At 73.6% G+C, this 23,634-nt stretch carries 21 protein-coding genes; 3 read left to right on the top strand and 18 right to left on the bottom strand.

Annotated elements, in window-relative coordinates; genetic code table 11:
• Positions 1-12 precede the first annotated feature (12 nt).
• The 5 genes from GA0070216_RS25505 to GA0070216_RS25485 all read right to left on the bottom strand — a co-directional run bounded on the left by GA0070216_RS25505 (position 13) and on the right by GA0070216_RS25485 (position 6,182).
• Positions 13-1,332 carry an aminotransferase-like domain-containing protein gene (locus GA0070216_RS25505; protein WP_245722721.1) on the bottom strand — a complete coding sequence of 440 codons (1,320 nt, stop codon included), beginning with the start codon at positions 1,330-1,332 and terminating at the stop codon, positions 13-15.
• A gap of 4 nt (positions 1,333-1,336) precedes the next feature.
• On the bottom strand, positions 1,337-2,404 hold the full coding sequence (locus GA0070216_RS25500) for an alpha-hydroxy acid oxidase (protein ID WP_091251388.1): 1,068 nt from the start codon (positions 2,402-2,404) through the stop codon (positions 1,337-1,339).
• A 116-nt stretch (positions 2,405-2,520) separates the two neighbouring features.
• Positions 2,521-3,603, bottom strand: coding sequence for an alpha/beta hydrolase (locus tag GA0070216_RS25495; protein WP_091251240.1), 1,083 nt, complete (start codon positions 3,601-3,603; stop codon positions 2,521-2,523).
• Positions 3,604-3,613: 10 nt separating this feature from the next.
• Positions 3,614-4,831 carry a cytochrome P450 gene (locus tag GA0070216_RS25490; protein ID WP_091251239.1) on the bottom strand — a complete coding sequence of 406 codons (1,218 nt, stop codon included), beginning with the start codon at positions 4,829-4,831 and terminating at the stop codon, positions 3,614-3,616.
• Positions 4,832-4,895: 64 nt separating this feature from the next.
• Positions 4,896-6,182, bottom strand: coding sequence for an SGNH/GDSL hydrolase family protein (locus tag GA0070216_RS25485; protein ID WP_176739131.1), 1,287 nt, complete (start codon positions 6,180-6,182; stop codon positions 4,896-4,898).
• Between the two features lie 357 nt (positions 6,183-6,539).
• Between GA0070216_RS25485 and GA0070216_RS25480 the strand changes: the two genes are divergently transcribed.
• From GA0070216_RS25480 to GA0070216_RS25470, 3 genes are all read left to right on the top strand, one after another.
• Complete coding sequence (locus GA0070216_RS25480) at positions 6,540-8,126, top strand: class I adenylate-forming enzyme family protein (RefSeq protein ID WP_091251237.1); 1,587 nt, start codon at positions 6,540-6,542, stop codon at positions 8,124-8,126.
• The gene (locus GA0070216_RS25475; RefSeq protein WP_245722720.1) at positions 8,123-9,430 is read left to right on the top strand and encodes an MFS transporter; all 1,308 of its coding nucleotides are present in this window, start codon (positions 8,123-8,125) and stop codon (positions 9,428-9,430) included. The genes GA0070216_RS25480 and GA0070216_RS25475 overlap by 4 nt, the downstream gene beginning before the upstream one ends.
• A 147-nt stretch (positions 9,431-9,577) precedes the next feature.
• Positions 9,578-10,261 (top strand): SGNH/GDSL hydrolase family protein, encoded by a 684-nt coding sequence (locus tag GA0070216_RS25470; RefSeq protein WP_091251236.1) that lies wholly within the window; start codon positions 9,578-9,580, stop codon positions 10,259-10,261.
• A 171-nt stretch (positions 10,262-10,432) separates the two neighbouring features.
• Here the strand turns inward: GA0070216_RS25470 and GA0070216_RS25465 are convergent, their stop codons facing one another.
• From GA0070216_RS25465 to GA0070216_RS25405, 13 genes are all read right to left on the bottom strand, one after another.
• Entirely contained in the window at positions 10,433-11,791 is a 1,359-nt protein-coding gene (locus GA0070216_RS25465; RefSeq protein WP_176739125.1) for an ATP-grasp domain-containing protein, read from the bottom strand.
• Positions 11,788-12,762, bottom strand: coding sequence for an alpha-ketoacid dehydrogenase subunit beta (locus GA0070216_RS25460; RefSeq protein ID WP_091251235.1), 975 nt, complete (start codon positions 12,760-12,762; stop codon positions 11,788-11,790). The genes GA0070216_RS25465 and GA0070216_RS25460 overlap by 4 nt, the downstream gene beginning before the upstream one ends.
• Positions 12,762-13,730, bottom strand: coding sequence for a thiamine pyrophosphate-dependent dehydrogenase E1 component subunit alpha (locus GA0070216_RS25455; RefSeq protein ID WP_091251234.1), 969 nt, complete (start codon positions 13,728-13,730; stop codon positions 12,762-12,764). Before GA0070216_RS25455 ends, GA0070216_RS25460 begins: the two co-directional genes overlap by 1 nt.
• On the bottom strand, positions 13,727-14,524 hold the full coding sequence (locus GA0070216_RS25450; RefSeq protein WP_091251233.1) for a DUF3050 domain-containing protein: 798 nt from the start codon (positions 14,522-14,524) through the stop codon (positions 13,727-13,729). Before GA0070216_RS25450 ends, GA0070216_RS25455 begins: the two co-directional genes overlap by 4 nt.
• Positions 14,525-14,526: 2 nt before the next feature.
• On the bottom strand, positions 14,527-15,450 hold the full coding sequence (locus tag GA0070216_RS25445) for a phytanoyl-CoA dioxygenase family protein (RefSeq protein WP_091251232.1): 924 nt from the start codon (positions 15,448-15,450) through the stop codon (positions 14,527-14,529).
• Positions 15,447-16,556: a 4-hydroxyphenylpyruvate dioxygenase gene (gene hppD, locus GA0070216_RS25440; protein WP_091251231.1), complete on the bottom strand. Its 1,110-nt coding sequence runs from the start codon at positions 16,554-16,556 to the stop codon at positions 15,447-15,449. The genes GA0070216_RS25445 and hppD overlap by 4 nt, the downstream gene beginning before the upstream one ends.
• A 70-nt stretch (positions 16,557-16,626) precedes the next feature.
• The gene (locus tag GA0070216_RS25435) at positions 16,627-17,886 is read right to left on the bottom strand and encodes a beta-ketoacyl-[acyl-carrier-protein] synthase family protein (RefSeq protein ID WP_091251230.1); all 1,260 of its coding nucleotides are present in this window, start codon (positions 17,884-17,886) and stop codon (positions 16,627-16,629) included.
• Positions 17,883-19,499: a class I adenylate-forming enzyme family protein gene (locus GA0070216_RS25430; protein WP_091251229.1), complete on the bottom strand. Its 1,617-nt coding sequence runs from the start codon at positions 19,497-19,499 to the stop codon at positions 17,883-17,885. Before GA0070216_RS25430 ends, GA0070216_RS25435 begins: the two co-directional genes overlap by 4 nt.
• Entirely contained in the window at positions 19,496-20,020 is a 525-nt protein-coding gene (locus GA0070216_RS25425; protein ID WP_245722735.1) for a beta-ketoacyl synthase chain length factor, read from the bottom strand. Before GA0070216_RS25425 ends, GA0070216_RS25430 begins: the two co-directional genes overlap by 4 nt.
• A gap of 26 nt (positions 20,021-20,046) precedes the next feature.
• Positions 20,047-21,243: a beta-ketoacyl-[acyl-carrier-protein] synthase family protein gene (locus GA0070216_RS25420; RefSeq protein ID WP_091251228.1), complete on the bottom strand. Its 1,197-nt coding sequence runs from the start codon at positions 21,241-21,243 to the stop codon at positions 20,047-20,049.
• Positions 21,236-21,481 carry a hypothetical protein gene (locus tag GA0070216_RS25415; protein ID WP_091251227.1) on the bottom strand — a complete coding sequence of 82 codons (246 nt, stop codon included), beginning with the start codon at positions 21,479-21,481 and terminating at the stop codon, positions 21,236-21,238. Before GA0070216_RS25415 ends, GA0070216_RS25420 begins: the two co-directional genes overlap by 8 nt.
• On the bottom strand, positions 21,481-21,747 hold the full coding sequence (locus GA0070216_RS25410; RefSeq protein WP_091251226.1) for an acyl carrier protein: 267 nt from the start codon (positions 21,745-21,747) through the stop codon (positions 21,481-21,483). Before GA0070216_RS25410 ends, GA0070216_RS25415 begins: the two co-directional genes overlap by 1 nt.
• 161 nt (positions 21,748-21,908) lie before the next feature.
• Positions 21,909-23,300, bottom strand: a complete 1,392-nt coding sequence (locus GA0070216_RS25405) for a class I adenylate-forming enzyme family protein (protein ID WP_091251379.1) — start codon at positions 23,298-23,300, stop codon at positions 21,909-21,911.
• Positions 23,301-23,634 lie beyond the last annotated feature (334 nt).

Here is a 23,634-nt window from a genome sequence, read left to right as displayed (position 1 = left end):
GGTGGCGGGCCGTCAGGGGGTGGGGGCGGGCCGGCGGGTCAACTCGTCGGTGATCAGGGCGGCCAGCCCGTCCAGCCCGAGGTCGATCTGCTCCGGGGTGACGGCGCTGACCGAGAGCCGCAGCGCGTCGACCGGGCGGCCGTCGTCATAGAAGTGCGCCATCGGCGTCCAGAGCACGCCGTAGCGTTCGGCGGAGCGACGCAACAGCACGTCGTCGACCGGGAACGGCACGGTCACCACCACGAAGAAGCCGCCCGCCGGGGCGTTCCAGCGCACCGGCGAGCCGGCCGGAAAACGTCGCCGCAGGCCGGCCAGCAGGTGGTCGCGGTTGCGGGTGTACGCGGCCCGCTCCCGCCGGTTCGCGGCGACCAGCGAGCAGTCGTGCTCCAGCAGCGCCCCGCCGATCACGGCCTGGGCCAGCGGAGAGGTGTTCACCGAGACCATACTCTTGATCTTGGCGAGCTGGTCGGCGAACAGCCCCACCGCCCCGTCCGCACCACCGACCCGCTGGTCGGCCACCAGGTAGCCGATCCGCGCGCCGGGGAGCACCGTCTTGGCGAACGAGCCGAGATAGACCACCCGACGCCGGGTGTCCAGCGCCTTCAGCGTCGGCACCCGGTCGGCGTCCCCGGCCGGGAAGAGGCCGTACGGGTTGTCCTCGATCAGCAGCAGGTCCTCCTCGGCGGCCAGGTCGAGCAGCCGCCGCCGGTCGGCCACCCCGATGCTGGTGCCGGAGGGGTTGGCGAAGTCGGGCATCACGTAGCAGGCCCGGGGCCGCAACCCCTCGTCCCGCGCCTGACGCACCTGGGCCCGCAGGTCGGCCAGGTCGATCCCGGCCGGACCGGCGGCGACCGGCCGGACCGGCAGGTCGACCAGCCGGGCCGCGCCGGTCAGCCCCACGTACGTCGGGGCGACGGCGAGCAGCACGTCGGCCGGGCCCGCCCGCAACGCCCGCAGCACCAGCAGCATCGCCTCCTGGCAGCCGACGGTCACCACCACCGCCTCTGGGTCGACGTGGACGTCCTCGTCGACGGCGAGGTTGCGGGCGATCAGGTGGTGGATGATCCCCTTGGTCCGGCCGTACTGGAACAGGGTGCGCCGGACCTGTTCGGGGTCCTGCCCGAGGTCGTCGGCGAGGTGCCGGCGGAACCGGTCCAGCCAGCGGCCCGGCGCGTCGTCGTCGAAGAACTCCTCGTAGGGCCGGCCGGCGGCCAGCGACACCGCGTCGGGCCAGTGCTGGGAGACCTCGTTGAGGAAATTCATCGAGTTCAGCGCCGGGTCGTCGACCGCCGGGTGCAGGGTCGCCAGGTCCAGGTCCACCAGATGCTCCAACGGGTCAGCCTCCGGTCAGGGTACGCAGCCGCCGGGCCTGCGCCGGGTCGGCGCAGCCGGTCAGGGTCAACGCGTCGCGCAACTCCACGGCGAGCAGGTCGAGGGCGGCCCGCGCGCCCGACCGCCCACCGGCCGCGAGCGCCCAAAGCATCGGGCGGCCGAGCAGCACCCCGGTCGCGCCGAGGGCGAGCGCGCGCAGCACGTCGGTGCCGGACCGTACCCCGCTGTCCAGCAGCACCTCGACCCGGTCGCCGACGGCCGCGACCACCTCGGGCAGCATGGTGGCGGTGGCCGGCGCCCCGTCGAACTGCCGGCCGCCGTGGTTGGACACCACCACGGCGTCCACCCCGACGTCGGCGGCGCGGACCGCGTCGCGCGGATCGAGGATGCCCTTGACCAGCAGCGGCAGTCGGGTGCGCTCCCGCAGCCAGGCCAGGTCCGCCCAGGTCAGCGCGGGGGCGAAGACGGCTTCGGTGTGCGCGGCGATGGCGGACACCCCGGGCGTGCCGGTGTGCGCCAGGTCGTCCCGGCCGGTGGGCAGGTTGGCGGTGGTCACCTCCGGGGGCAACGCGAAGCCGCCGCGCACGTCACGCAGCCGCCGCCCGAGCACCGGCACGTCGACGGTGACCATCAGCGCGGCGCAGCCGGCGGTGTGCGCCCGGTCGAGCAGGTCGGCGACCAGCCCCCGGTCGCGCAGCCAGTAGAGCTGGAACCAGACCGGCCCGTCGGTGGCGGCGATGACCTCGTCGATCGGGGTGCTGCTCAACGTGCTGAGCACGTAGGGCACCCCGGCCGCGCCGGCCGCCGCCGCGAGCGCCGGTTCGCCGTCCGGGTGCAGCAACCGTTGGTACGCCATCGGCGCGACCGCCACCGGCAGGGCCTGTTCCCGGCCGAGCAGCACCGCGTCGGTGCGGGGTCGCTCCACCCCGGTGAGCACCCGGGGCAGCACGGCGACCCGGTCCAGGGCGGCCCGGTTGGCGGTCAGGGTGGTCTCGACGCCGCTGCCCCCGTCGATGAAGTCCCAGATCCCGGGCGGGAGCGTCGCCCGGGCCAGGTCGGCGAAGTCCGCCAGGCTGACCGGTGGCCGGTCCGCCTCCCCGGTCGACCCGGCGGCAGCCGACCCGACAGCGGACGACCCGACGCTGGTCGACCCGACAGCGGTCGACCCGACGGTCCGGGGGGACTCCGTCACCGCTCGCCACCGACCGGGGCGGCGACCGGGGCGGGTAGCCCGAAGACCTCCCGTAGGAAGGCGGCAGCCTCGTCCTGGGCCCGACGGCCGGCGTCGAAGACCCCGGGCATGGCGAAGAACCCGTGGATCATGCCGGGATAGCGGCTGGCCCGCACCGGCACCCCGGCCTCGCGCAGCCGCTGGGCGTACCGCTCCCCCTCGTCGCACAGCGGGTCGTGCTCGGCGGTGACCACCAGGGCCGGCGGCAGGCCGGACAGGTCGTCGGCCAGCAACGGCGACGCCAGCGGATCGGCCGCGTCCGCCGGATCGGCCAGGTAGTGACCGCGGTACCAGTCGACGGAGTGCCGGTTGAACAGCAGCAGGTCCTGCTCGTCGGCGACCCGGCCGGTGTCGGCACGAGGCGCGGCGTCCCTTGCCAGGCCCGCGTCCCTTGCCAGGCCCGCGTCCCTTGCCAGGCCCGCGTCGGTTGCCGGGTAGGCGTCCCGGCCGGGGCGCGGGCGGTCGGCCCGCTGGTCGGTGTTCGGGTAGACCAGCAGTTGCCCGGCCAGCCGGGGGCCACCCTCGGCGCGGGCCAGCAGGGTCACCGCCGCCGCCAGGTTGCCACCGGCGCTGTCCCCGCCCACCACCAGCCGGTCAGGGTCCACCCCGAGGTCGACGGCGTGCTCGGCCAGCCACCGGGTGGCGGCGTGGCAGTCGAGCACGGCGGCCGGGAACGGGTGCTCCGGGGCCAGCCGGTAGCCGACCGTCACCACCTGGCAGGGGGTGGCGTTGGCCAGCCGGCGGCAGATCCCGTCGGCGGTCTCCACGCTGCCCAGCGTCCAACCGCCGCCGAAGAAGTAGACCAGGGTGGGCAGCGGCCCGTCCCCGGCCGGCCGGTGCACCCGTACCCGCAGGTCTCCGGCGGGGCCGGGCACGGTCGTGTCGCGTACCTCGTGGACCGGCTCGACGTTGCCGCCGCCGGCCCGGATCGCGGCCAGGTCGGCGGCGCGGGCCTCGGCGAGGGTCTGGGTGTACAGCGGTGGGATGCCGGCGGCGGCCCGCGCGGCCCGGTACGCCACCACCTGGGGATCGAGGGACATGGGCTGGCTCCTATCCGCCGGTGTTGACGAAGAGCTTGTCGATGCCGCGCAGGAACAGGCTCCCGCTGTAGTCGGCCGGCTGGCTGACCGCGAGCCGGGGGAACCGGGCGAAGAGTCGGGGCAGGCCGATGCGACCCTCCAGCCGGGACACCGCCGAGCCGAGGCAGAAGTGCGGGCCGACGCCGAAGGCCAACGACGGTGGGCCGTCCCGGCGCGGGTCGAACCGCTCCGGCTCGGGAAAGCGGTGCGGGTCCCGGTTGGCGCCCGCGATGATCAGCAGCACGTTCTCGTCCCGGGCGACCGGTACGCCGCCCAGCACGGTGTCCCGGGGCGCGGCGCGGGCCAGGAAGTGCACCGGGCTCTCCAGCCGCAGCACCTCGTCGACGCAGCCCTGCGCCAGGGGCTCGTCGCCCGGCAGCGCGGCCACGGTGTCCGGGTGGGCCAGCAGCACCGGCAGGCCGTTGCTGAACATATAGACGGTGGTAACGAAGCTGGCGTTGAACAGCACGATCAGATTGCTGATCAGCTCCTCCTCGGTCAGGTCGACGTCGCCGGAGTCCAGCGCCTCGACCAGCCCGGAGATCAGGTCCTCGCCGGGGTGGTTCCGGCGGTGCGCGATCAGGTCCCGGTACCACGCCCGCAGCTCCTCGGCGGCCTGGTTGGCCAACGCCAGCCGCTGCGGGGTCTTGCCGGCGACGTCGAGAAACTCGTCGATCCAGTCGACCCGCTGCCGGTACCAGGCCAGCTCGCTCTCGGGCAGGCCGATGAACTCGGCCATCACCAGGGCCGGCACCGGGTAGGCGAAGTCCGCGACGAAGTCGACCTCGCCGCCGTCGGCACCGGCGTCGGCCATCCTGTCCAGCAGGGTGTCGACCACCCGGACGATCACCGGTTCCAGCGCGCCGAGCCGGCGCGGGGTGAACGTCCGGGCGAACACGCCGCGCATCCGACCGTGGTCCGGTGGGTTGACGAACATCATCGACGACTGGAAGGTCCGCAGGATCTCCTGGTCCTGCCAGCCCGGTGGGGCCTGCTTGTACCACTCCGGGTCGCGCAACACCTGGTCGACCAGGTCGTAGCCGACGGCCACCGCGCTGACCGTGCTGTGCTCCGGGCGGTTCGGGATGGTGCTGATCGGGCCGTGCTCGTGCAGGGCCGCGTACCACGGATAGGGGTCCTGCCGGCCGGCCTCGCTGTAGAGACCGGACAGGATCTGGTCGACGTCCACGATGGTGCTTCCTCCCCAGGAATGACCGGTGGGACGGCGGGTCACCCCCGCCGCCCCACCGGTGTCACAGACCGAGCAGTCGAAGTGGTACGGCGTCCGCCAACGCCTGGTTGCCGGCGTCGTTCGGGTGGATGTGGTCACCCGCGTCGTACGCGGGCAGCAGCCGGCTCGGCTGGGCCGGGTCGCGCAGCACCGCGTCGAAGTCGAGCAGCCCGTCGAACTCGGCCGCTCCCGGGCCCCGCAGCCAGGTGTTCACCGCCTGCCGGGTGGTGTCCTTCTCCGGGGTCCACACCCCCGGGTTGCCGTGCCCCTCGTACGGGGTGAGGGTGACCGCGAGGCTACGCAGGCCACGGGCCTTGGCCTGCTTGTTGATCTGCCGCAGCGAGGCGATGATCCGGTCGGCGGAGTCGTCGGACATCCAGATGTCGTTGATGCCGAGGTGGGTCACCAGGGTCTTCACCCCGGTCTGCGGGAAGACGTCCTCGTTGAGCCGGGCCAGCGCGTTCGGGCCCAGCTCGTAGTAGCCGGGGAAACCGCCCGCGCCGGGCTCGGTGCCCTCGTGGTTGAGCCGGTTGCCGGCCAGGCTCAGGTTGAGCACCCCCGGGGTACGCACCTCGGGACGCGCGGCGACCAGTCGCCCGGCCAGCAACTCCGGCCAGCGCTTGTTGGCGTTGACGGTGCTGCCGTTGGCGTCCCCGATCGAGTCGCTGAGCACCACCACCGCACCGGGGCTCTTCGGGCGCAGCACGTCGATGCCGGACAGGAACATCCAGCAGCAGTCCGGACGGATGGTGAAGCCCGCGCCGTCGGCGGCGGTGGTCAGGTCGTTGGCCCCGATGAAGGTGGTGACCTTGGACTGGCCGTGGAAGGTGACCGGCCCGGTGAGCACCGGGAAGTGCAGGGTGACGACCAGGTCCTCCTGCTCGGCCACCTGATAGGTCAGCGGGTCGCTGAGCAGTTCGGCGCCCTTGTTCATGGTCGCCGAGGTGGACCCGCCGAACTTCAGCTCCCGCAGGGTGCCGGGGACGATGTCCGACCGGTCGGTGATGGTGGCCTTGTCGGGGCGGGCGACGGTGGCGTGCCCGACCTGCACCGCCTGCTCACCGTAGAGGTTGCTCAGCCGGACCCGCAGCCGCTCCCCACCCACGGTGGTGCGCACGGTCATCCGGATGCTCTGGTTGTTCAGGCCGGTGTTGGTCAGCCCGGCGGTGTTGCCACGGGTGAGGGCCGCGGCCCACGTACCCGCCCACTGCGGACGGGCGGCTGCCTCGCCGCCGTCGGAGTCGGACGGACCGGCGCTGGCCACCACCGCCGGGGCGCTCACGACCAGCAACACGGCCGCGGACGCTATGACCTGCCATCTCTTCGGAGTCGACATTGAACCTCCAGGTTGGGCCGCCCAGGGCCGGCACCCATTGACGGCACCGCCCGGACGATGGTCCAGAAACCTAGCCGCGACGTCTGACAGGCGTCAATCAACCCGATAGACATGATCAAGTGTCCATGGTGGCTGGTCGTTCGCCGTTCGGCCCTGTCCCCCGGCGACGCCGTCGGCCTAGGCTCGCTAGCGGCGGCGGTGCGGTCGCCCATGGCGCGCACCCCCGTCGCGGGCCGGGCTCTGAACTGCTCGGACGCCAACCCGGCCGGTCGCCACGGCGGGTCCCACCGGGCCGCCGACGACCCGCCGCATCGACCTGGGGGCTGTGCGATGACCGACGGGGCCGACCGACCCACCACCTACGTGCACGACGCGCTGGAGCTGTTCGCCGGGTTCGGCGACCGGGAGGCGCTGGTCGGCGACGGACGCCGGCTGACCTACCCGCAGGTCGCCGCCGAGGTACGCGGGCTGGCCCACGCCCTCACCCGCCACGGGGTACGCCCCGGCGCGGCGGTGCTGGTGATGCTCGGCAACGCCGTGGAGGGCCCGCTGCTCCAGCTCGCCCTGCACCTGATCGGCTGCCGGACGATGTGGATCGCCCCGGTGACCTCCCGGCGGGAGATCGACGAGTTCGCCCGGTTGGCCCGCCCCGACGTGTTCGTGCACCACGCGTACGCTCCCGACGGGCTGGGCGACCAGATCGCCGCCTCGCTGCCCGGGGTGCCGGTGCTGCGGCTGGGCGTCGAACTCACCGCCGACACCCCGCCGGCCGGCGCGGAGCCCACCGCCGACACCCCACGGGCCGGCCTGCCGGCCGAGGTGCCGGTGCCCGAGTCGTTCCTGCAGACCAGCGGCACCACCGGTACCCCCAAGCTGGTGCACCACCGGGAGAGCTTCTACCGGCAGGTGCTGGCGCTGGCGGCGGAGTTCCGCGCCGCCGGGTTCCCGCTGCTGCGGCACCTGTCGCACTCCCCGATGTGGCTGGCCAGCGGGCAGATCACCACCCTGTTCAACCTGTTCACCGGCGGGGTGCTCTTCCTGCGTCAGCAGTGGGACCCGGCCGCGTTCATCGCCACCGTGGACGCCGAGCGGCTCACCTCCACCTTCGTCACCCCGCCGATGCTCTACGAGGTGCTCGACCATCCGGCCCTGCCCGGTGCCGACTTCTCCGCGATGTTCATGTTCAACGTGGGCGCGGGACCGGCCGCGCCCGCCCGGTTGCGCCAGGCCATCGCCCGGTTCGGCCCGTGCCTGCGCATCGTCTACGGCCTCAGCGAGGCGGTGGTGATCTGCGCCCAGCCCGGCCTGACCGAGGACCCGGCGCACCCGGAGCGGCTGGGCTCCTGCGGCCGGCCGTACGGCGACGTGACGGTGGAGATCCGCGACGCCGACGGGCGGGTGCTGCCGGCCGGCGCGGACGGCGAGGTCTGGGTGCGGACCAAACTCAGTTTCCGCGGCTACCACGGTCAGCCCGAACTGACCGCCGAGACGCTTGTCGACGGCTGGGTGCGCACCCGCGACATCGGCCACCTCGACGCCGACGGCTTCCTCTATCTGGTCGACCGGTTGCAGGACCGTATCCTCACCCGGCAGCGCAGCTGGCCGATCTACTCCCGGCCGATCGAGGACGTCCTCGCCGCACATCCGCAGGTGCGGGCGGCGGCGGTGATCGGGGTGCCCGACCCGGTCGCCGGGGAGCTGCCGCACGCGTACGTGGTGCGGACGCCGGGGGCCACGGTGACCGGGGCGGAGCTGATCGGGCTGGTCACCACCGAGCTGAGCGACACCTGGGCGCCGGGTGCGGTGGAGTTCGTCGACGCGCTGCCGCTGAACCGGTCGGCGAAGGTGGACAAGCGGGCGCTGCGCGACCGGTACGCCGCCGGCACCCCCGCCGACCCGGTCGGCACCCCGTCATGACCGCCGACGCCGACACCGGCCCCCGCACGACCACCGGCTCCGACGGCGGGTCGCCGGCCGCGCCACCGGGTCCCGAGCGGCGGGCCGCCCGGCGGGAGCTGGTCACCCTGGTCGCCGCCGACCTGATCTCCAACCTGGGCAGCCGCATCTCGGTGATCGCCATCCCCTGGCTGGTGCTCACCACCACCGGCAGCCCGGCCAAGATGGGCATCGTCGCGGCGGCCGAGTTCCTGCCGTACATGCTGTCCAGCTCGTTGGCGACGCCCTGGGCGGACCGGTTCGGGGTACGACGTACCTCCATCACGGTGGACGCGGCGAGCGCGGCGGTGATCGCGGTGGTGGCGCTGGCCCCGTGGCTCGGCTTCGGGGCGCTGGTCGCCCTCGTCGCGGTGGCCGGCGGGCTGCGCGGCATCGGCGACCGGGTCAAGCACGTGATGTTCCGGCCGGCGGCGCAGCGCGCCGGGGTGGAGCTGATCCGGCTCACCTCCGCCTACGACGGCCTGGCGCGGGGGGTGGCGCTGTTCGGGACGGTGATCGGCGGCCTGCTCATCGACTGGGTGGGGGTGACCCGGGCGATCTGGATCGACGCGGCCACGTTCGCGCTCTGCGCGCTGCTGGTGGGGGTGCTGGTGCGCCCACCCACCCGCGACGCGCCGGCCGCACCCCGGGAGGGCTACTTCCAGGCGCTGCGCACCGGCTTCGGCTATCTGCGCACCGACCGGGTGTTGCTGACCATGCTGGTGGTGGTCTCCGCGTTGAACATGTTCGCCGCCGCCAACACGGCCGTCTGGGTGCCGTTGTGGGTCCGCGACGAGTTCGGCGACCCGGCCGGCTTCGGCCTGGTGCTGGGGGTGTTCGGTGGTGGCGCGCTGCTCGGCAACCTGGTCTTCACGATGCTCGGCCCGCGACTCCCCCGGACCATGGTGTTCGCCGTCGGGGCGGCGCTCAGTGGTGCGCCCCGGCTGCTGGTGCTGGCGCTGACCGACCATCTGGTGGTGGTGCTGGTGGTGACGTTCCTGTCCGGGATCGGGATCGCGGCGGTCAACCCGCTGCTCGGCGCGGCCCTCTATGAACGGGTGCCGGAGGAGTTGCAGACCCGGGTGCTGGGGATCTCCGGGTCGTTGGCGTTCGTCGGGCTGCCCGTGGGGGCGCTGCTCGGCGGCTGGTCGGTGGCGGCCCTCGGGCTGCGGCCGGCGCTGCTGGTGATGGCGGTGGTGTGCGCGGTGCTGACCGTGGCGCCGCTGGTCGTGGGGCCGCTGCGGATGGGCCGGGCCAGGTCCGCGCCGCCCACCGCCGGGGGCTGACCCCGGGCCGGAAAGGCGGCCCCGGCACGGGTCGGCGCGCCGGGCGGGCCGACACCCCGGGCGGGTCGGCGCACCAGGGCGACCATCAGGCGATCCGCCCGGTCAGTGTGATCGACGGCACGGGCCCGGTCGGTTACATTGCCGGCCATGTCATCGATGTTGACCGAGGCCACCGATCCGTACTGCCTGCGTGAGGGGGAGAGTGCCGCACTGCTGCGCGACCATCCGTGGCACCGGTTCGTGGTGGTCGGCGACAGCGTCGCGGAGGGCATGTGCGAGCCGGTCGAGGGCTACCCGGACGTGCAGTGGGCGGACCGGGTCGCGGCCGAGTTGTCGGCGGTACGGCCCGGGTTGGCGTACCTCAACCTGGGTCGGCGCGGGCTGCGGGCGCAACAGGTCCGGGCGGGCCAGCTGGACCGGGCGCTGGCCTTCTCCCCCGATCTGGCGCTGGTGGTGTGCGGCGGCAACGACGCCTTCCGGACGGCGTTCGACCCCGACGCGGTCGACACCGAGCTGACCGCGATCGTCGGCGCGCTGCGCGACGCCGGGGCCGACGTGCTCACGGTGGGCATGTTCGACGTCTCGCACAGCCCGGCGGTGCCGGCGGCGCTGCGTCCCGGGCTCGGTGCCCGGATGCGGCTGCTCTCCTCCCGTACCGGCCGGCTCGCCGACCGGTTGGGCGCGCTGCACGTGCACCTGACCGACCATCCGGCCGGCACCGACCCGTCCATGTACAGCAGCGACGGCCGGCACGGCAGCGCCCGCAGCGACGCCATCGCCGCGGCGGAAACCATCCGCCGCCTCGGCGCCCACCTCGGCAACCACCCCTGACCCCACCCCACCCCTGCGCCCCCAGTCCACCCACCACCCCGCCGGCCTGGCGGAGTGGATCAAGAGGGTTGCGTCATCCGGGGCCGCGAACAGGTGACGCAAACCTCTTGATCACCGGGGCAGGGGCGGGCGGGTGGGAGGCGGGACGGGAAGGGTGGGAGGGGTCGGGGGTCAGTCGGTGAGGAGGATGCCGGTGAGGAGGACGCCTCGGGCCAGATTGAGGACCTCGTCGCAGCCGGGGAAGCCGACCCGGGCCAGTGCGCCGGAGCCGGTGCGGCCGAACAGGTACGGGGCGATGCTGTACGGCACCTCGGCGGTGACCGTCTCGCCGGTCTCGATCTGGACGAAGTCCATCGCGAACCGGTCGGCGGGCATGTAACGCTGGAGGATGTCGCCGCCCCGGTCGAGGGCGGCACGCAGCCCGTCGGCCCACTCCCCCGGGCTCAGCTCCCGGCCGATGAGCACCCCGTGGCCGGCCGAGCCGTCGGCCGGCTTGACGACCAGGCTCTCCCGGTCGGCCAGCGCCCGGTCCAGCTCGGCGGCGGTGAACGCCACGGTGTGCGGCACGTACCGGCGGATCAGGGCCTGGTCGTCGGCGGAGAGCAGGTCCAGGTCCTCGTAGAGCCAGGCAAAGTTGATCTTGTTGCCGAGCAGCCAGGCGGCGGTGCTGACGAACATCGGCAGGGTGCCCGCGTCGAGCGCCCCGGCCACCGCATCCAGCCCGGCGCTCGGGGTGACCCGGTTGGGCACGAAGAGCCGGAACAGCGCGTCCACCGGTGCGCCGCCGACCACCAGCCGCCGGTCGGCGTCCAGGGTGGCCCTGGCGACCGGGGCGATCACCAGGTCGATGCCGAACCGGCGGGCCTGGTCGATCAGCGGCGAGAGAATCTTGATGAAGTCGTCCGGTGTCTCCAGGCCGGGGTAGTCGGCGTCGAAGTCGAGCAGCAGCGCCACCCGGGCCCCGTCGGCCAGGGACAGACCGTCCCGGATCGCCACGAACCTCTGGTCCAGCAGGGACGGGGCCGGCCGCACCGGCAGCCCGTCGAGGATGCCCTGCTCCTGGTAGAGCCGCGCGTAGCGGCGGACCACCGTGTCGGCGTCGAAGCCGCCGCCCAGGCTGCTGTCGATGTTGTATTCGACGATCCTCGGCACCCCACCGGAGATCAGCACGTCGGGCCGGTAGGCGGCGAGCAGCGCCTCGGACAGCTCCTCGGACTCGTCGAGCAGCATCGTCGCACCCTCGGGCACCCCGAGCAGCCGGCGCAGCTCCCCGGCGGTACGGGCCCGCCGCTGGCAGGCCTCCAGGATGAGCTGGGCGAGCCGGTCGCAGACCTCGTTCAACTCGCGGAACGCGTCCGCCGGCATGACCGGGGGCCGGGCCAACCGCCACTGCTTGTTGTACGTCGCGCAGCCGTGGAAGATCTCCCGCCAGGCGGCGGCCCCGCTGGCCACCATCGCCGTACGGGTCGGCTCCGGCAGCTCGCGCCACGCCTGACCCGCCTCGGGCCAGCGGTAGTTCGGATCGATCATCGTCTGTCCTTCATGGTCAGTTGGATGGCGGCGGCGAGTTGCTCGCGGCCCGGCTGCACGGCCCGGTCGAGCACCGGCGCGAAGGGCAGCACCGCGCCGTCCGGCCGGGTGACCCGGCGCGGCGGCGCGGTCAGCGGCACCCGCTCCAGCACCGAGGTGATGATCTCGGCGGCGATGCCGCAGGACCGGTTGGAGTCGTCGATCACCACGAGCCGGCCGGTGCGGGACACCGAGTCGACCAGAGCGTCGAGGTCGAACGGGTAGAGCGTGCGTGGGTCGAACACCTCCACCGACACCTGGTCGGCCAGCTCCTCGGCGACGGCCAGCGCGTCGTGCACCAGGTGCCCGACGGCGACCACGGTGACGTCGTCACCGGCCCGGCGGACCACCCCCCGCCCCAGCGGCACCGGGGCGAGGGTGGCGAAGTCGACATCGTCGCGGACGTCCAGCGCGGCGGCCGGGGCGAAGACCACCACCGGGTCGTCGTGCCGGATCGCCGACACCAGCAGCCCGTACGCGTCGGCCGGCGTGGCCGGCACCACGGTGACGATCCCGACGTGGGCGAAGAGCGAGTACGGGTGGTCGGAGTGCTGCCCCGCCCAGCCCGTCCGGGAACCGGAGCCGGGCACCAGGTAGGTGACCGGCACCGCACACTGCCCGCCGGTCATCATCGGGAACTTGTGCGCGTGGTTGACGATCTGCTCGAAGACCAGGAACAGCAGCGACGGGATCTGGAACTCCACCACCGGCCGCAACCCGGCCAGCGCGGCCCCGGTGGCGAAGCTGGTGAACGCCTGCTCCGACAGCGGGGTGTCCCGCACCCGGTCCGGCCCGAACCGCTTCAGCAGGCCCGGGGTGACGTTGGACGCGCCCACCCGGATGTCCTCGCCGAGCAGGAACACCGCCTCGTCCCGGGTCATCTCGTCGGCCAGCGCCCGGGTCAGCGCCTTGCGGTAGGACAACCGTGGCATCAGGAGCCTCCCCGGGCGGTCAGCCCACTGGCGTACAGGTGGTCCAGCGCACCGGCCGGGTCCGGTTCCGGGCCGGCCAGGGCGAACGCGACGGCCGCGTCGAGGGTGGCTTCCACCTCGGCGTCGATCGCCTCCCGGTCGGCCGGGGACAGCCGGGCCCCCTGGATGTCCACCGGGTCCCGGGACCGGCCGTCGGCCACCTCCTGCGGCGTGCGGTAGTCCAGGCGTACCGCATGCTCGAAGGTGTGGTGGGCGTCGAACCGGTAGGTGCGGGCCTCGACCAGCTCCGGCCCGCCGCCGTCGCGCATCCGCGCGACGGCGGCGGCGGTGACCTGCCGGACCGCCTCCGGGTCCTGTCCGTCGACGACGACGGCCGGGATGCCGAACGCCTCGGCCCGGCCGGTGATGGTGCCGGCGACCGCGCCGGCCACCGGCATGGTGGTGGCGTAGCCGTTGTTCTCGCAGACCAGCAGCACCGGCACCCGCCAGAGCGCGGCCAGGTTGAACGCCTCCAGCAGCATCCCCTCGTTGACCGCGCCGTCACCGAAGAAGCTCGCCCCCAGCACGGGGTTCCCGCGCCGCCGGTGGGCCCACACCGCACCGGTGAGGATGGCCGGGGACGCCCCGACGATGGCGTTGGCGCCGAGCACCCCGATGGACAGGTCCGCCGCGTGCATCGAGCCGCCTCGGCCCCGGTTCAGTCCGGTTTCCCGGCCGCACAGTTCGGCCATCATCCGGGCCGGGTCGGCGCCCTTGGCGAGCACGTGCCCGTGCCCACGGTGGGTGCCGGTGACCAGGTCCCCCTCGCCCAGTGCGGCGCACACGCCGGCGGCGATGCCCTCCTGACCGAGATAGGGGTGGATGCCGCCGACGATGTGCCCGGAGCGGACCAGGGCGATGGCCCGCTCCTCGAACCGACGGATCAGCCGTACCGTGCGGTAGAGCCGGGCCGGGACGGCGTCGATCACCGGTCGCGCCCCTCCTTGACGGCGACGAGGATGTCGTCCCAGAGCTGCGCGCGGGCCGTCAACGCCAGGTTGACCGTGTCGGCGCACTCCTGCCACTTGACGTCGTCGTCGCCGCACAGGTCGGCGAGCATCTGCATCGCCATCGGGGTGTGCTGCTCGCCGTCGACCTCGATGTGCCGCTCCAGGTAGTCGACGAACGTGTGCAGCCGGTTGCTGCGCTCGTTGACCGCGACGACCTGGGTGAACATGTCGGGGATCAGGTCCTCCCGGCCGAACGCGAACGCGGCGGCCTGGCAGTGCACCGGGGTCGACTCGATGATCTTCCAGGTGGTGGCGGCGAAGGCCCGCGACGGCTCCGGCACCCCGGCCTCGACCAGCGCGTCGGTCACCGACGAGCCGGCGCGCAGCAGCGCCACCAGCCGGTCGACGGCGGTGGTGTCCGCGCCCGCCTCGCCCATCCCCCGCACATACAGCTCGAAGTGGCTGATGAAGCCCTCGCCCAGCTCGTCGCTCTCCTCCACCATGACGATGTCGTTGATCAACCGGCGGCTGCCGGTCGGCCCGGTGGGGATCCACGGCACGGTCACGCAGGTGAGCTGCCGCTGCAACGACTTCAGCAGGGACATGAAGTCCCAGACCGCGAAGACGTGGTGCTCCATGAAGGTGACCAGCGACTCGTGGGTGTCCAGATTGGCGTAGAGCGGGTGCTTGACCACCACGTCCCGGCGGTCGGTCACCGCCTGCTCCAGCCGCTCGATGCCCGGGTGTGTCTTACCCCAGTCGTACCGTGACATGTTCAGCCTCCCTGCTGGGCGCGATCGCGCCAGATGACCGGGCAGTAGTCGGGGTCCGCGTAGTCCGGCCGACCCTCGGGGGTACGGCGGACCAGCACGTCGTGGTTGTACGCGGCGAGGGTGCCGTCGGAGAGCGGGAACTCCCGGTGGGCGTTGTCGCCGTCCTGCAGGTGCAGCGAGATGGCCCGACGCGGGCGTCCGCTGACGTTGGCACCGCTGCCGTGGTAGGTGCGGCAGTGGTGGAAGCTCAGGTGTCCCTTGGGGATCACCATCGGGATCTTGCGGATCTGCGCGCCGTTGTGCGCCGCGTTCTCGGCCAGCATCTCCTCCAGCTGGCTGCGGTCCCGCTCGGCGAAGTGCCGGACCACGGTGTCGTCCGCGCCGGTCTCCGACCACCGGTGCGAGCCGTCGACCATGGTGATGGTGCCCATCTCCTCCCCGCAGTCGTGGAGCGGGATGAACGCGGTGAGCATCTTCTCCGACGACGAGGACGACCAGTAGTGCTTGTCGAAGTGCCAGGGCACGATGTTCGACGGCTCACCGGAGATCGGCGGCTTGTAGATCAGCGTGGACTGGAAGATCCGGATCTCGTCGGCCTGGGCCAGCCGGGCGGCGACCGCGCCGATCAGCGGCTTGCGCAGGATCGCGGCGATCCCGTCGTGCTCGACGTGGACGTAGTCGTTGTGCCGCTGCACCGGCCCCTTCGACGGGTCCCAGTAGGCGAGCTTCGGCGGGTGCACCGGCAGGGTGCGGTCCCGCTCGCCGTCGTAGTAGCGGTCGGTGGCCGCGGTCAGGGCGTCCACCTCGTCGTCGGTGAGCAGTTTCTTCGTCAGGTACCAGCCGTGCTCGGCGTAGTGCCGCACGTCCTCGGCGGACGGGAGCAGGGCCTCCTCCTCGGCGGTCAGCGCCGGATGTGTCGTGGTCATGCCCCTGCTCCTTGTGCCGTGCCGACCGCGACGGCGGGGGCCGCCCCCGCCGCGGCCAGCTCCCGTTCCTTGGCCTCGTAGAGCGCCCGGATGTTGCCGCTGCCGAAGGTGCGCGCCCCCCGCCGCTCGATCAGCTCGAGGAACAGGGTGCGGCGGACGTGCATCGACTCGGTGAAGATCTGCAACAGCTGCCCGCCGTGGTCGGCGTCGACCAGGATGCTCAGGTCCCGCAGCCGGTCCAGCGGCGCGTCCACCTTGCCGACCCGCTGCTCCAGGTCGTCGTAGTAGGCGGCCGGGGTGCCGGCGAACCGCACCCCGCGCGCACCGAGCGCGCCGACCGCGCCGACGATGTCGTCGGTGCGCAACCCCAGGTGCTGCACCCCGGCGCCGTGGTGTTCGGTGAGGAACGCGTCGATCTGACCGGGCCGCCGACCGGCGTCCGGCTCCAGCAGCACCAGGGTGACCCGCCCGGAGGCGTCCTGCACCACCTTGGAGTTCATCGCCTGACCGGCGACCTCGATGTGCTCCTCGAAGATCTGTGCGAAGCCGAACACCCGCTCGTAGAGCGCGACGGTGTCGTCGAGCTGACCGGGCGGCACGCAGACCGCCAGGTGGTCGATCTCGGCGAGCAGTTGCGGGTCGACCCCGCCGGCCGGGGCCGCCTCGATCGCGCCGGGCAGGAAGTCGTCCCGGTCGCCGCGCCGCTCCACCAGCCGGTGCAGCACGTCACCGAAGCCGCCCACCTCGGCGGTCACCACCTCGGCGTCCGCGCCGGTCCAGGTGCGCGGTGGGGTCACCGGTGTCGCACCCCGGTCCACCAGCTCCGCGTACGCCCCGGCGGCGTCGCCGACCTCCACCGCCACCACCGCGATCCCGTCACCGTGCCGGGACACGTACGTCGAGGCCGGATGGTCGGCGGTGAGCCCGGAGGTCAGCACCATCCGGACGTCGGCCTGGCCCAGCAGCAGGGAGCGCTGCCCGACCAGCCCGGTCTCCGGGCCGCCCTGCCCGCGCAGTGTGAAGCCGACGGCGGTACCGAAGTAGAAGGCCGCCTGTCGGGCGTCTCCCACGTACAGTTCGATGTGGTCTATTCCACGAATATCCATCTCTCCAGCCCTTCCCCATGTCCCCCCGTGACTGCCGTCCGGGCACGTGCGGCCCGGGTCGCAGCACCGATCACCTCCCCGGGTCGGCGGGCCGGGCGCCAGCCCCGGAGGTACGCCGCAGCAGCAGGCTCACGTTCTGCCCGCCGAATCCGAAGGAGTTGGTGAGCGCGTGGTCGGCCCGGGCCACCCGGGGCTCGTCCCGGATGTGATCCGCCGGGCAGTCCGGGTCCGGATCGTCCAGGTGGTACGTCGGCGGCAGCAGACCGGCGCGCAGCGCCAACGCGCAGGCCGCCGTCTCCACCACCCCGGACGCGCCGAGCAGGTGCCCGGTGAGCGCCTTGGTGGAGCTGACCGGCACCCCGCCGACCCCGAAGACCTTTCCCAGCGCGGTGCTCTCGGCGATGTCACCGAGTTTGGTGCCGGTGCCGTGGGCGTTGACGTAGCCGACCTCGGCCGGCGGGACGTCCGCCCGGGCCAGGGCCTGACGCATGCAGTCGGCCGCCCCCTCGCCGTCGGGCCGGGGCATGGTCGGGTGGTGGGCGTCGGTGGTGCTGCCGTAACCGGCCACCTCCGCGTACGTCCGGGCGCCCCGGGCGGCGGCGTGCCCGGCGCGTTCCAGCACCAGCAGGGCGGCCCCCTCGGCGAGCACGAACCCGTTGCGTCGCCGGTCGAAGGGGCGGCTCGCCTCGGTCGGGTCGGCCCAGCCCCGGGCCAGCGCACGGGCGTTGCCGAAGGTGTCGGCGAAGGTAGGAAAGAGCGGGGCCTCGCTGGCCCCGCAGAGCACCACGTCGGCCTCGCCGGCCCGGATCAGCCGGGCCGCGTCGGCGACCGCCTGGGCGCCGGAGGCGCAGGCCGTGCCGACCGCCGAGCTGTAGCCCCGGATGCCGTGGGCGATGGCGATCCGCGCCGAGGCCATGTTGGGCAGGATGCCGGTCAGCAGGTACGGGCTGACCGCCGCCCGGCCCCGCTCGGTCCGGGCGATCACCTGCTGCTCCAGGGTGGACATCCCGCCGACCCCGCCGACGATGACGCCGATCCGCCCCGGGTCGACGTCCCGGCCCACCTCGATGCCCGCGTCGGCGAGCGCGTCGGCGGCGGTGAGCAGGGCGAACAGCACGACCCGGTCGAGCACCCTGGTTTCCGGGCCGGTGGCGACGGTGCGCGGGTCGATCGGCGGGAGCACCCCGGCGACCTCCAGCGACTCCCGGGCGGGGTGACCCTCGGGCGGTCGGGCCAGCCCGGACCTCCCACTGGTCAACGCGGCGAAGGTGGCCTCCACCCCCCGCCCGACGGGGCTGAACAGGCCCATCCCGGTGATCACGACGGTCATGACGACGATTCCGCGAGGTAGCGTTCGCGCAGCGCCACCTTGCGGACCTTGCCGGTGACGGTGACCGGGATGTCGTCGGCGCTCACCGGCACCACCCGGCGCAGGGTCTCCCCCACGTCCGCCCCGAGCGCGGCCCGGATCGTCGCGGTCCGGTCGGCGGCCGGGTCGGCCCCGGCGGCCAACTCCAGCAGCACGTCGGTGGTGACCGTGTCGCCGTCGGCGACGATCAGCACCGTGCAGTCGGTGACGTCGGGGCAGGCGGCGAGGATCCGCTCCTCGGACAGGGCGGTGAAGTACCGCCGCCCGTCGGGCAGCGTCACCGAGTCGACCGCCCGGTCCAGGTGGTAGTAGCGGCCGTCGGCGTCGGCGTGGACCAGGTCGCCGGTGAGGTACCAGCCGCGCAGCCGGAACCGGTAGCTGGTGACCGAGTCGTTCCAGTAGCCCCGGAACAGCGACGGCGAGTCGATGCCGAGGAAGCCGACCTGACCGGGGGGCAGCTCGTTGCCCTCGGCGTCGAGGACGGCCACCCTGGCGAACCGGTAGGGGCGGCCCACGCAGCGGCCGTACCGGTCGGTGTCGACGGTGTGCGTGATGTGGAACATCGAGTGCCCCATCTCGCTGGAGCCCAGGCCGTCGATGAAGACCGAACCGGGGACCCGGGTGACGCCCTGCCGGGTGAACACGTCCCGCGAGCCGACCGCGACGAGCCGGCGTACGTGGGGCTCGTGCGAGCAGTCCCCGGTGTTGAACCACAGCCGCACCGAGTCCAGGTCGTACCCGCTCAGGTCGAAACGGGCCAGCTCGGCCCAGGTCATCGAGAAGCCGAAGACCCCGTCGGGCCGCCACTGCTGGATGGCGTCGAGGACCCGCTCGCCCCCCTGCTCGGACAGCAGGAACATCTCCGCCTGGTTGCCCAACGCCTGGTTGACCATGAGCACCGTCGCGGTGTGCGGGGCGGGCAGCGCGTTGAGGATCCGCCGGGTGCCCTGCGCCTGCGGCATGGACAGCAGGTGCCGGGTGGCGGCGAAGAGGCTGGCGTGCGAGTGCAGCACCGCCTTCGGCACCCCGGTGGTGCCGGAGGTGTGGGTGATGACGATCGGGTCGTCGGGGTGGTGCCGGTAGTCGGCGGGGGCCTGCGCCGGATCGCCGCTGCCGGCCTCCTGCGGGGTCCCCAGCAGGGGTACGCCCAGGTCGTGCCCGGCCAGCAGTTCGGTGTGCGCGGCATCGGCGAGCACCCCGGCACCGCGCAGCCGGCGGATGTACTCGGCGGCGATCTCCGGGCGCAGCTTGCCGTTCATCAGCGCCGGGATCGCGCCGAGCCGGGTCAACGCCAGGAAACTCAGCACCATGTCGGCGGCGGCGGTGGCCCAGACGGCGACCGGGTCACGGGGCCGCACCCCCCGGTCGTGCAGCCAGGCCACCCGCGCGGCGACCCGCTCGTCGAGCTGGCCCAGGGTGAGCGGCTGCCCGGCGGGGTGCCCGTCGACCGGGGTGTCGAAGGTCAGGCCCGGCCCCTGCGGGTCCGCGCCGTGGGCCAGCACCCGGGCCAGCACGTTCCCGGCACCGAGTTGCGGATCGGCGGCGAGCGCACCCCGCAGTCCCTTCGTCCTCATTGACTGTCTCCTCCCCCCAGCAGCACCGCGACCGCACCGGTGGGCGTCGCGTCGGGTGCCTCTTCGATCAGGACCAGCAACGCCTCGTCGGCGTCGCCGTCGTACAGCAGCAGTTCCCCCTCGGCGGTGGCGTCGGCCCGTGGGTCGCCGGTCGGGCTCAGGCACACCACCGGACCGGTCAGTCCCCAACGGGCGGCGACCTGCCCGGCCACGCTGTTGGGCACCGACTGGAAGAAGAACAGTGGACCGACCCGCCCCCCGGCGGCGACGGTCGACCGGACGTGCGTGGCACTGGGCCGGTCCCCGGCGGCGCTGACCAGCACCACCGCGCACCGCGCCCCGGCCGGAGCCGGGGTCGGACGACGTTCCAGGCAGCGCCCGGCCGCCGCCGCGACCAGCGGCGCGAACGCCGAGTGCACGAACCCGGGCAGCGGCGGTGGTGGCCCGTCGCCCGGCTCCGGCCAGCGCGCCTGCGCCAGCACCCGGGGTGCGCCGTGGCCGGCCGGACGGCCCGGGACGATCCCGTGCCCCGGGCCGCGCGTGCCGGTCACGGCGCACCCACCAGCAGTGCGGTGTTCGCGCCGCCGAAGGCGGCGTTGAGGCTGAGCGCGTACCGGCTGGTCACCGGGCGGGGCGCGGCGGTGACCACGTCCAGCGGGCAGGCCGGGTCGGGGCCGAGCCAGCCGGCGTTGACCGGTAGTTTCCCGTGCCCCAGCGCCGCCACGGTGACCACCAGTTCGAGCAGGCCGGACGCCTCCAGCGCGTGCCCGTGCAGCGCCTTGGTGGAGCTGACCGGCACCTGGCCGGCCCGCTCACCCAGGGCCAGCCGCAGCGCCGCCGCCTCGGAGGCGTCACTGAAGCCGGTGCCGGTGGCGTTCGCGTTGACGTAGCCGACCGCCCCGGCGGGCAACCCGGCGCGGTGCAGCGCCGCGCCGACCGCCCGGGCCAGTCCCCCGCCCTGCGGGTCGGGCTGGCAGGGGTGGTGGGCGTCGCCGGCCCGCCCCCATCCGACCAGCGTCGCCACCGGGCTGCCACCCCGGGCGCGCAGCGCGGCGGTGGACTCCAGCACCACCGCGGCCACCCCGTCGCCGAGCAGCAACCCCTGCCGCCCGGCGCTGAACGGGCGGACCGCCCCGTCGGCGGCGAGTGCCCGGCCGGCGTCGAAGAGCGCGAACTGGTCCGGCTCCACCAGGTAGCCGGCGACCACCACGACCCGCTCGGTGTCCCCCCGGCGGATCATCGCGGCGGCGTCGGCCACCGCGCTGCTCGCCGAGACGCAGGCGGTGGTGTAGACCCGGGTCGGGCCGCCGAGCCCGCACCGCCGAGCCAGCCGGCCGGCCAGCGTCGGCAGCTCCGGCCAGGCCGGACCGCCGTCGGCCTGCTCGCCGTCGGCCCACCACGGGTCGTCGGTGTCCACGACCGGCAGGTCGTCGACGTACGGGCCGGGCAGGGTGGCCGGGCCGCCGTGGGTGGCCAGGAACAGCGCCGACCCGGCCCGCTGCGCCGGGTCGAGCCCGGCCGCGCCGCAGGCCGCGTCGCAGGCGTCGGCAAGCTCCTGCGGCAGGGTCGCCACGTCGGGCCGGGTGGCCGCGACGGTCACCCGGCGACCGGTGGTGGCGAAGCGACGGACCGGCCGGAACGCCGGTACGCCGGACAGGACCCCGGCCAGCAGGGCGTCCACGCCCCTGCCGAAGGCGCTGACCGCGTACGTGCCGGAGATCGTGACGGGTGCCCGCTCAACCATCGGCGGAGGCGGGCAGGCAGGTGTGGAACACGGTCAGCGCGTCGTCGACGGTACGGATGCCGGCGAGCTGGTCGTCGGTGAGGTCCATCTGGGTGCCGTAGCGCTGTTCGACGAGGTGCACCAGCCAGGCCAGCTCCATCGAGCCGACCCGGTGCGGGACCTGCTCTACGGGTTTGCCGGTCAGTTCGGCGAGCATGCTCACCAGGTCAGCTCGCCCCAGGTCGGGCTGACCGGACATCAGCGGTTGTCGGTGGTCGCCCCGGCGACCCGGTCGGCGACCATGGTGGTGAACTCCCCCACCGTCATCAGGGCCAGCTTCTCCGACTCGTCGTCGGCGAACCGCAGCCCGTACCGGTCCTCCACCCGGACGGACAGGTCGGACAGGGCGAGGGACTCCAGGTCCACCCCGGAGGGGCCGAGGGTGGTGTCGTCGTCGATCTCGTCGACGTCGTAGTTCATGTCCTGGAGCTGGTCGATGACGAAGGTACGGACCTCGTCTCGCATGACGGTAACCTCTCTCGATGGGCGAGTTGCCGGCGTCCGGTCGGGGCACCGTGCGGGGATGGTTCGGGCGTACCGCCGACGGTCGGCCGGTGGTGACGCGGTGGTGACGCCCCGGCGGCGGCCCTCGGGGACCGGCCGGTGGGCGGGGTGGAGCGGACCGGTCACGGGGCCGCCGTTCGCAGCACGTCCAGCGAGCGGACCAGTTTGCCGGTGGTGGTACGTGGCAGTTGCGCCACCAGGTGCAGGGTGCGGGGACGCTTGTAACCGGCCAGCCGTTCGGCGAGCAGCCTGTCCAGCGCATCCCCGGACAGCGGCCCGTCGGGCTGCACGTAGGCGGTGATCCCGTCGTCGTAGGTGACCACGGCGGCGGCCACCCCGGGCAGCCCGGTGAGGGTGGCCTCGACCTCGGTCAGGTCGACCTTCAGGCCCCCCACGGAGACCTGCGAGTCGAGCCGGCCCCGGACGGTGACCAGGCCGGTGACCGGGTCGACGGTGCCGGCGTCGCGGGTACGCAGCCAGCCGTCGGCCCAGCGGTCGGGGTCGCTGAGCCCGACGTACGGCGAGGCGGGGCAGCTGATCAGCAGTTCACCGTCGGACTCGCGGACCTCGATGCCGGGGGCGGGCGCGATGGCCGGCCGGTGGCTGCCGTGCAGGTCGGTGCCGATGACACCGACCTCGGTCATCCCGTACATGTTGCCCAGGGGTACGCCGTGCCGGTCGGTGAACGCCTGCACGACGGCCGGTGGGACCAGCTCCCCGCCGGTGGTCATCCGGGTGAACTGCGGCAGCGGCCGGTCGGGGCGGGTGGAGGCGAGCAGACCAATGTGGAAGGGCACGCCGAGCACGGTGGCCGGGGTGTCCTGGGCGGCGATGGCGGCCAGCACGGCGTCGCCACCGAGCCGCTCCGGCGGGACCAGCTCGACCCGGGCGTGCAGACCATAGAGCAGCCCACCGACGAGGCCGAGCACGTGCACCATGGACGGCAACAGGATGATCCGCTCGCCGGGCAGCGCCACCCCGTCGATCCGGGTGTAACGCTCCACCTCGGCGACCAGGTCGGCGGCGGTACGTCCGATCACCTTGGACGGTCCGGTGGAGCCGGAGCTGAGCTGGATCACCGCGTGGCCACTGACCGCCGGACGGTCCGCGTAGCCGGTGACGCGCTCGGTGACGTCGACGAAGACCTTCAGCGCGCCGCCGCCGGTGCGGACCGGGGCCACGACCACCTGCGGGGTGAGCCGACGCAGCGCCCGGTCGACCTCGTGGTCGGTGAGCCGGTGGTCGAGCAGCACGGCCTGGCCCCCGCTGCGCCAGGTCGCCAGCAGGTTGACCACATAGGACAATGAGGGGGGCAGACGCAGCGCGGCAGCCCCGCCGGGGCGTAGTCCGGCGGCCACCAACCGGGCCTGCGCCTCGGTGACCAGGCGGTGCAGGGTGGCCCGGTCCACCGGCTCGGGTAGCCGGAGACAAACATCGGTCGGACGGCCGGCGAACAACACGTCGTCCACCCAACCGGGGTCTTGCGCAGCAGGATCTTTCGTTTGGCGATACATGGTCACCGCCGGCCACCGTCCAGCATAGAATCGGGCAAAAGCGCCCAAAGATGATGTCTCTTGGCGTGCTCACGGCACCCTACGACAGCCCGGAAGACCATTACTAGATGCGAATGGCTAGATCATAAAAGGCGGCCGGCCGGATTGCCGCCGCTCGATCGGCCGGGCAGGATCGGGCGCGTACGCCGGCCCGCGACACCACCGGCGGCTCTGCCGTGCCCGGCGATCCCGTGTGGAACTGACCGACCGTCGGACGGGTCGGAGGCACCCCGACCCTGGTCGGCACCCCCCACTGACCACCGGGGACACCCCCGGCGACGCATCGCCCGGCCGG

The sequence above is a fragment of the Micromonospora matsumotoense genome (assembly GCF_900091525.1).
In the GTDB taxonomy this organism is placed as follows: domain Bacteria; phylum Actinomycetota; class Actinomycetes; order Mycobacteriales; family Micromonosporaceae; genus Micromonospora; species Micromonospora matsumotoensis.
The sequence above is the reverse complement of the archived record's forward strand: the minus strand, read 5'-3'. Positions and strand labels throughout refer to the sequence as shown.

Bases quoted from the DNA above. Each gene is read 5' to 3' on its own strand.
- GA0070216_RS25495 (WP_091251240.1), bottom strand. From the start codon at position 3,603: ATGTCCCTCGATCCCCAGGTGGTGGCGTACCGGGCCGCGCGGGCCGCC.
- GA0070216_RS25480 (WP_091251237.1), top strand. From the start codon at position 6,540: ATGACCGACGGGGCCGACCGACCCACCACCTACGTGCACGACGCGCTG.
- GA0070216_RS25475 (WP_245722720.1), top strand. From the start codon at position 8,123: ATGACCGCCGACGCCGACACCGGCCCCCGCACGACCACCGGCTCCGAC.
- GA0070216_RS25470 (WP_091251236.1), top strand. From the start codon at position 9,578: ATGTCATCGATGTTGACCGAGGCCACCGATCCGTACTGCCTGCGTGAG.
- GA0070216_RS25465 (WP_176739125.1), bottom strand. From the start codon at position 11,791: ATGATCGATCCGAACTACCGCTGGCCCGAGGCGGGTCAGGCGTGGCGC.
- GA0070216_RS25460 (WP_091251235.1), bottom strand. From the start codon at position 12,762: ATGCCACGGTTGTCCTACCGCAAGGCGCTGACCCGGGCGCTGGCCGAC.
- GA0070216_RS25450 (WP_091251233.1), bottom strand. From the start codon at position 14,524: ATGTCACGGTACGACTGGGGTAAGACACACCCGGGCATCGAGCGGCTG.
- GA0070216_RS25445 (WP_091251232.1), bottom strand. From the start codon at position 15,450: ATGACCACGACACATCCGGCGCTGACCGCCGAGGAGGAGGCCCTGCTC.
- hppD (WP_091251231.1), bottom strand. From the start codon at position 16,556: ATGGATATTCGTGGAATAGACCACATCGAACTGTACGTGGGAGACGCC.
- GA0070216_RS25435 (WP_091251230.1), bottom strand. From the start codon at position 17,886: ATGACCGTCGTGATCACCGGGATGGGCCTGTTCAGCCCCGTCGGGCGG.
- GA0070216_RS25430 (WP_091251229.1), bottom strand. From the start codon at position 19,499: ATGAGGACGAAGGGACTGCGGGGTGCGCTCGCCGCCGATCCGCAACTC.
- GA0070216_RS25420 (WP_091251228.1), bottom strand. From the start codon at position 21,243: ATGGTTGAGCGGGCACCCGTCACGATCTCCGGCACGTACGCGGTCAGC.
- GA0070216_RS25415 (WP_091251227.1), bottom strand. From the start codon at position 21,481: ATGTCCGGTCAGCCCGACCTGGGGCGAGCTGACCTGGTGAGCATGCTC.
- GA0070216_RS25410 (WP_091251226.1), bottom strand. From the start codon at position 21,747: ATGCGAGACGAGGTCCGTACCTTCGTCATCGACCAGCTCCAGGACATG.
- GA0070216_RS25405 (WP_091251379.1), bottom strand. From the start codon at position 23,300: ATGTATCGCCAAACGAAAGATCCTGCTGCGCAAGACCCCGGTTGGGTG.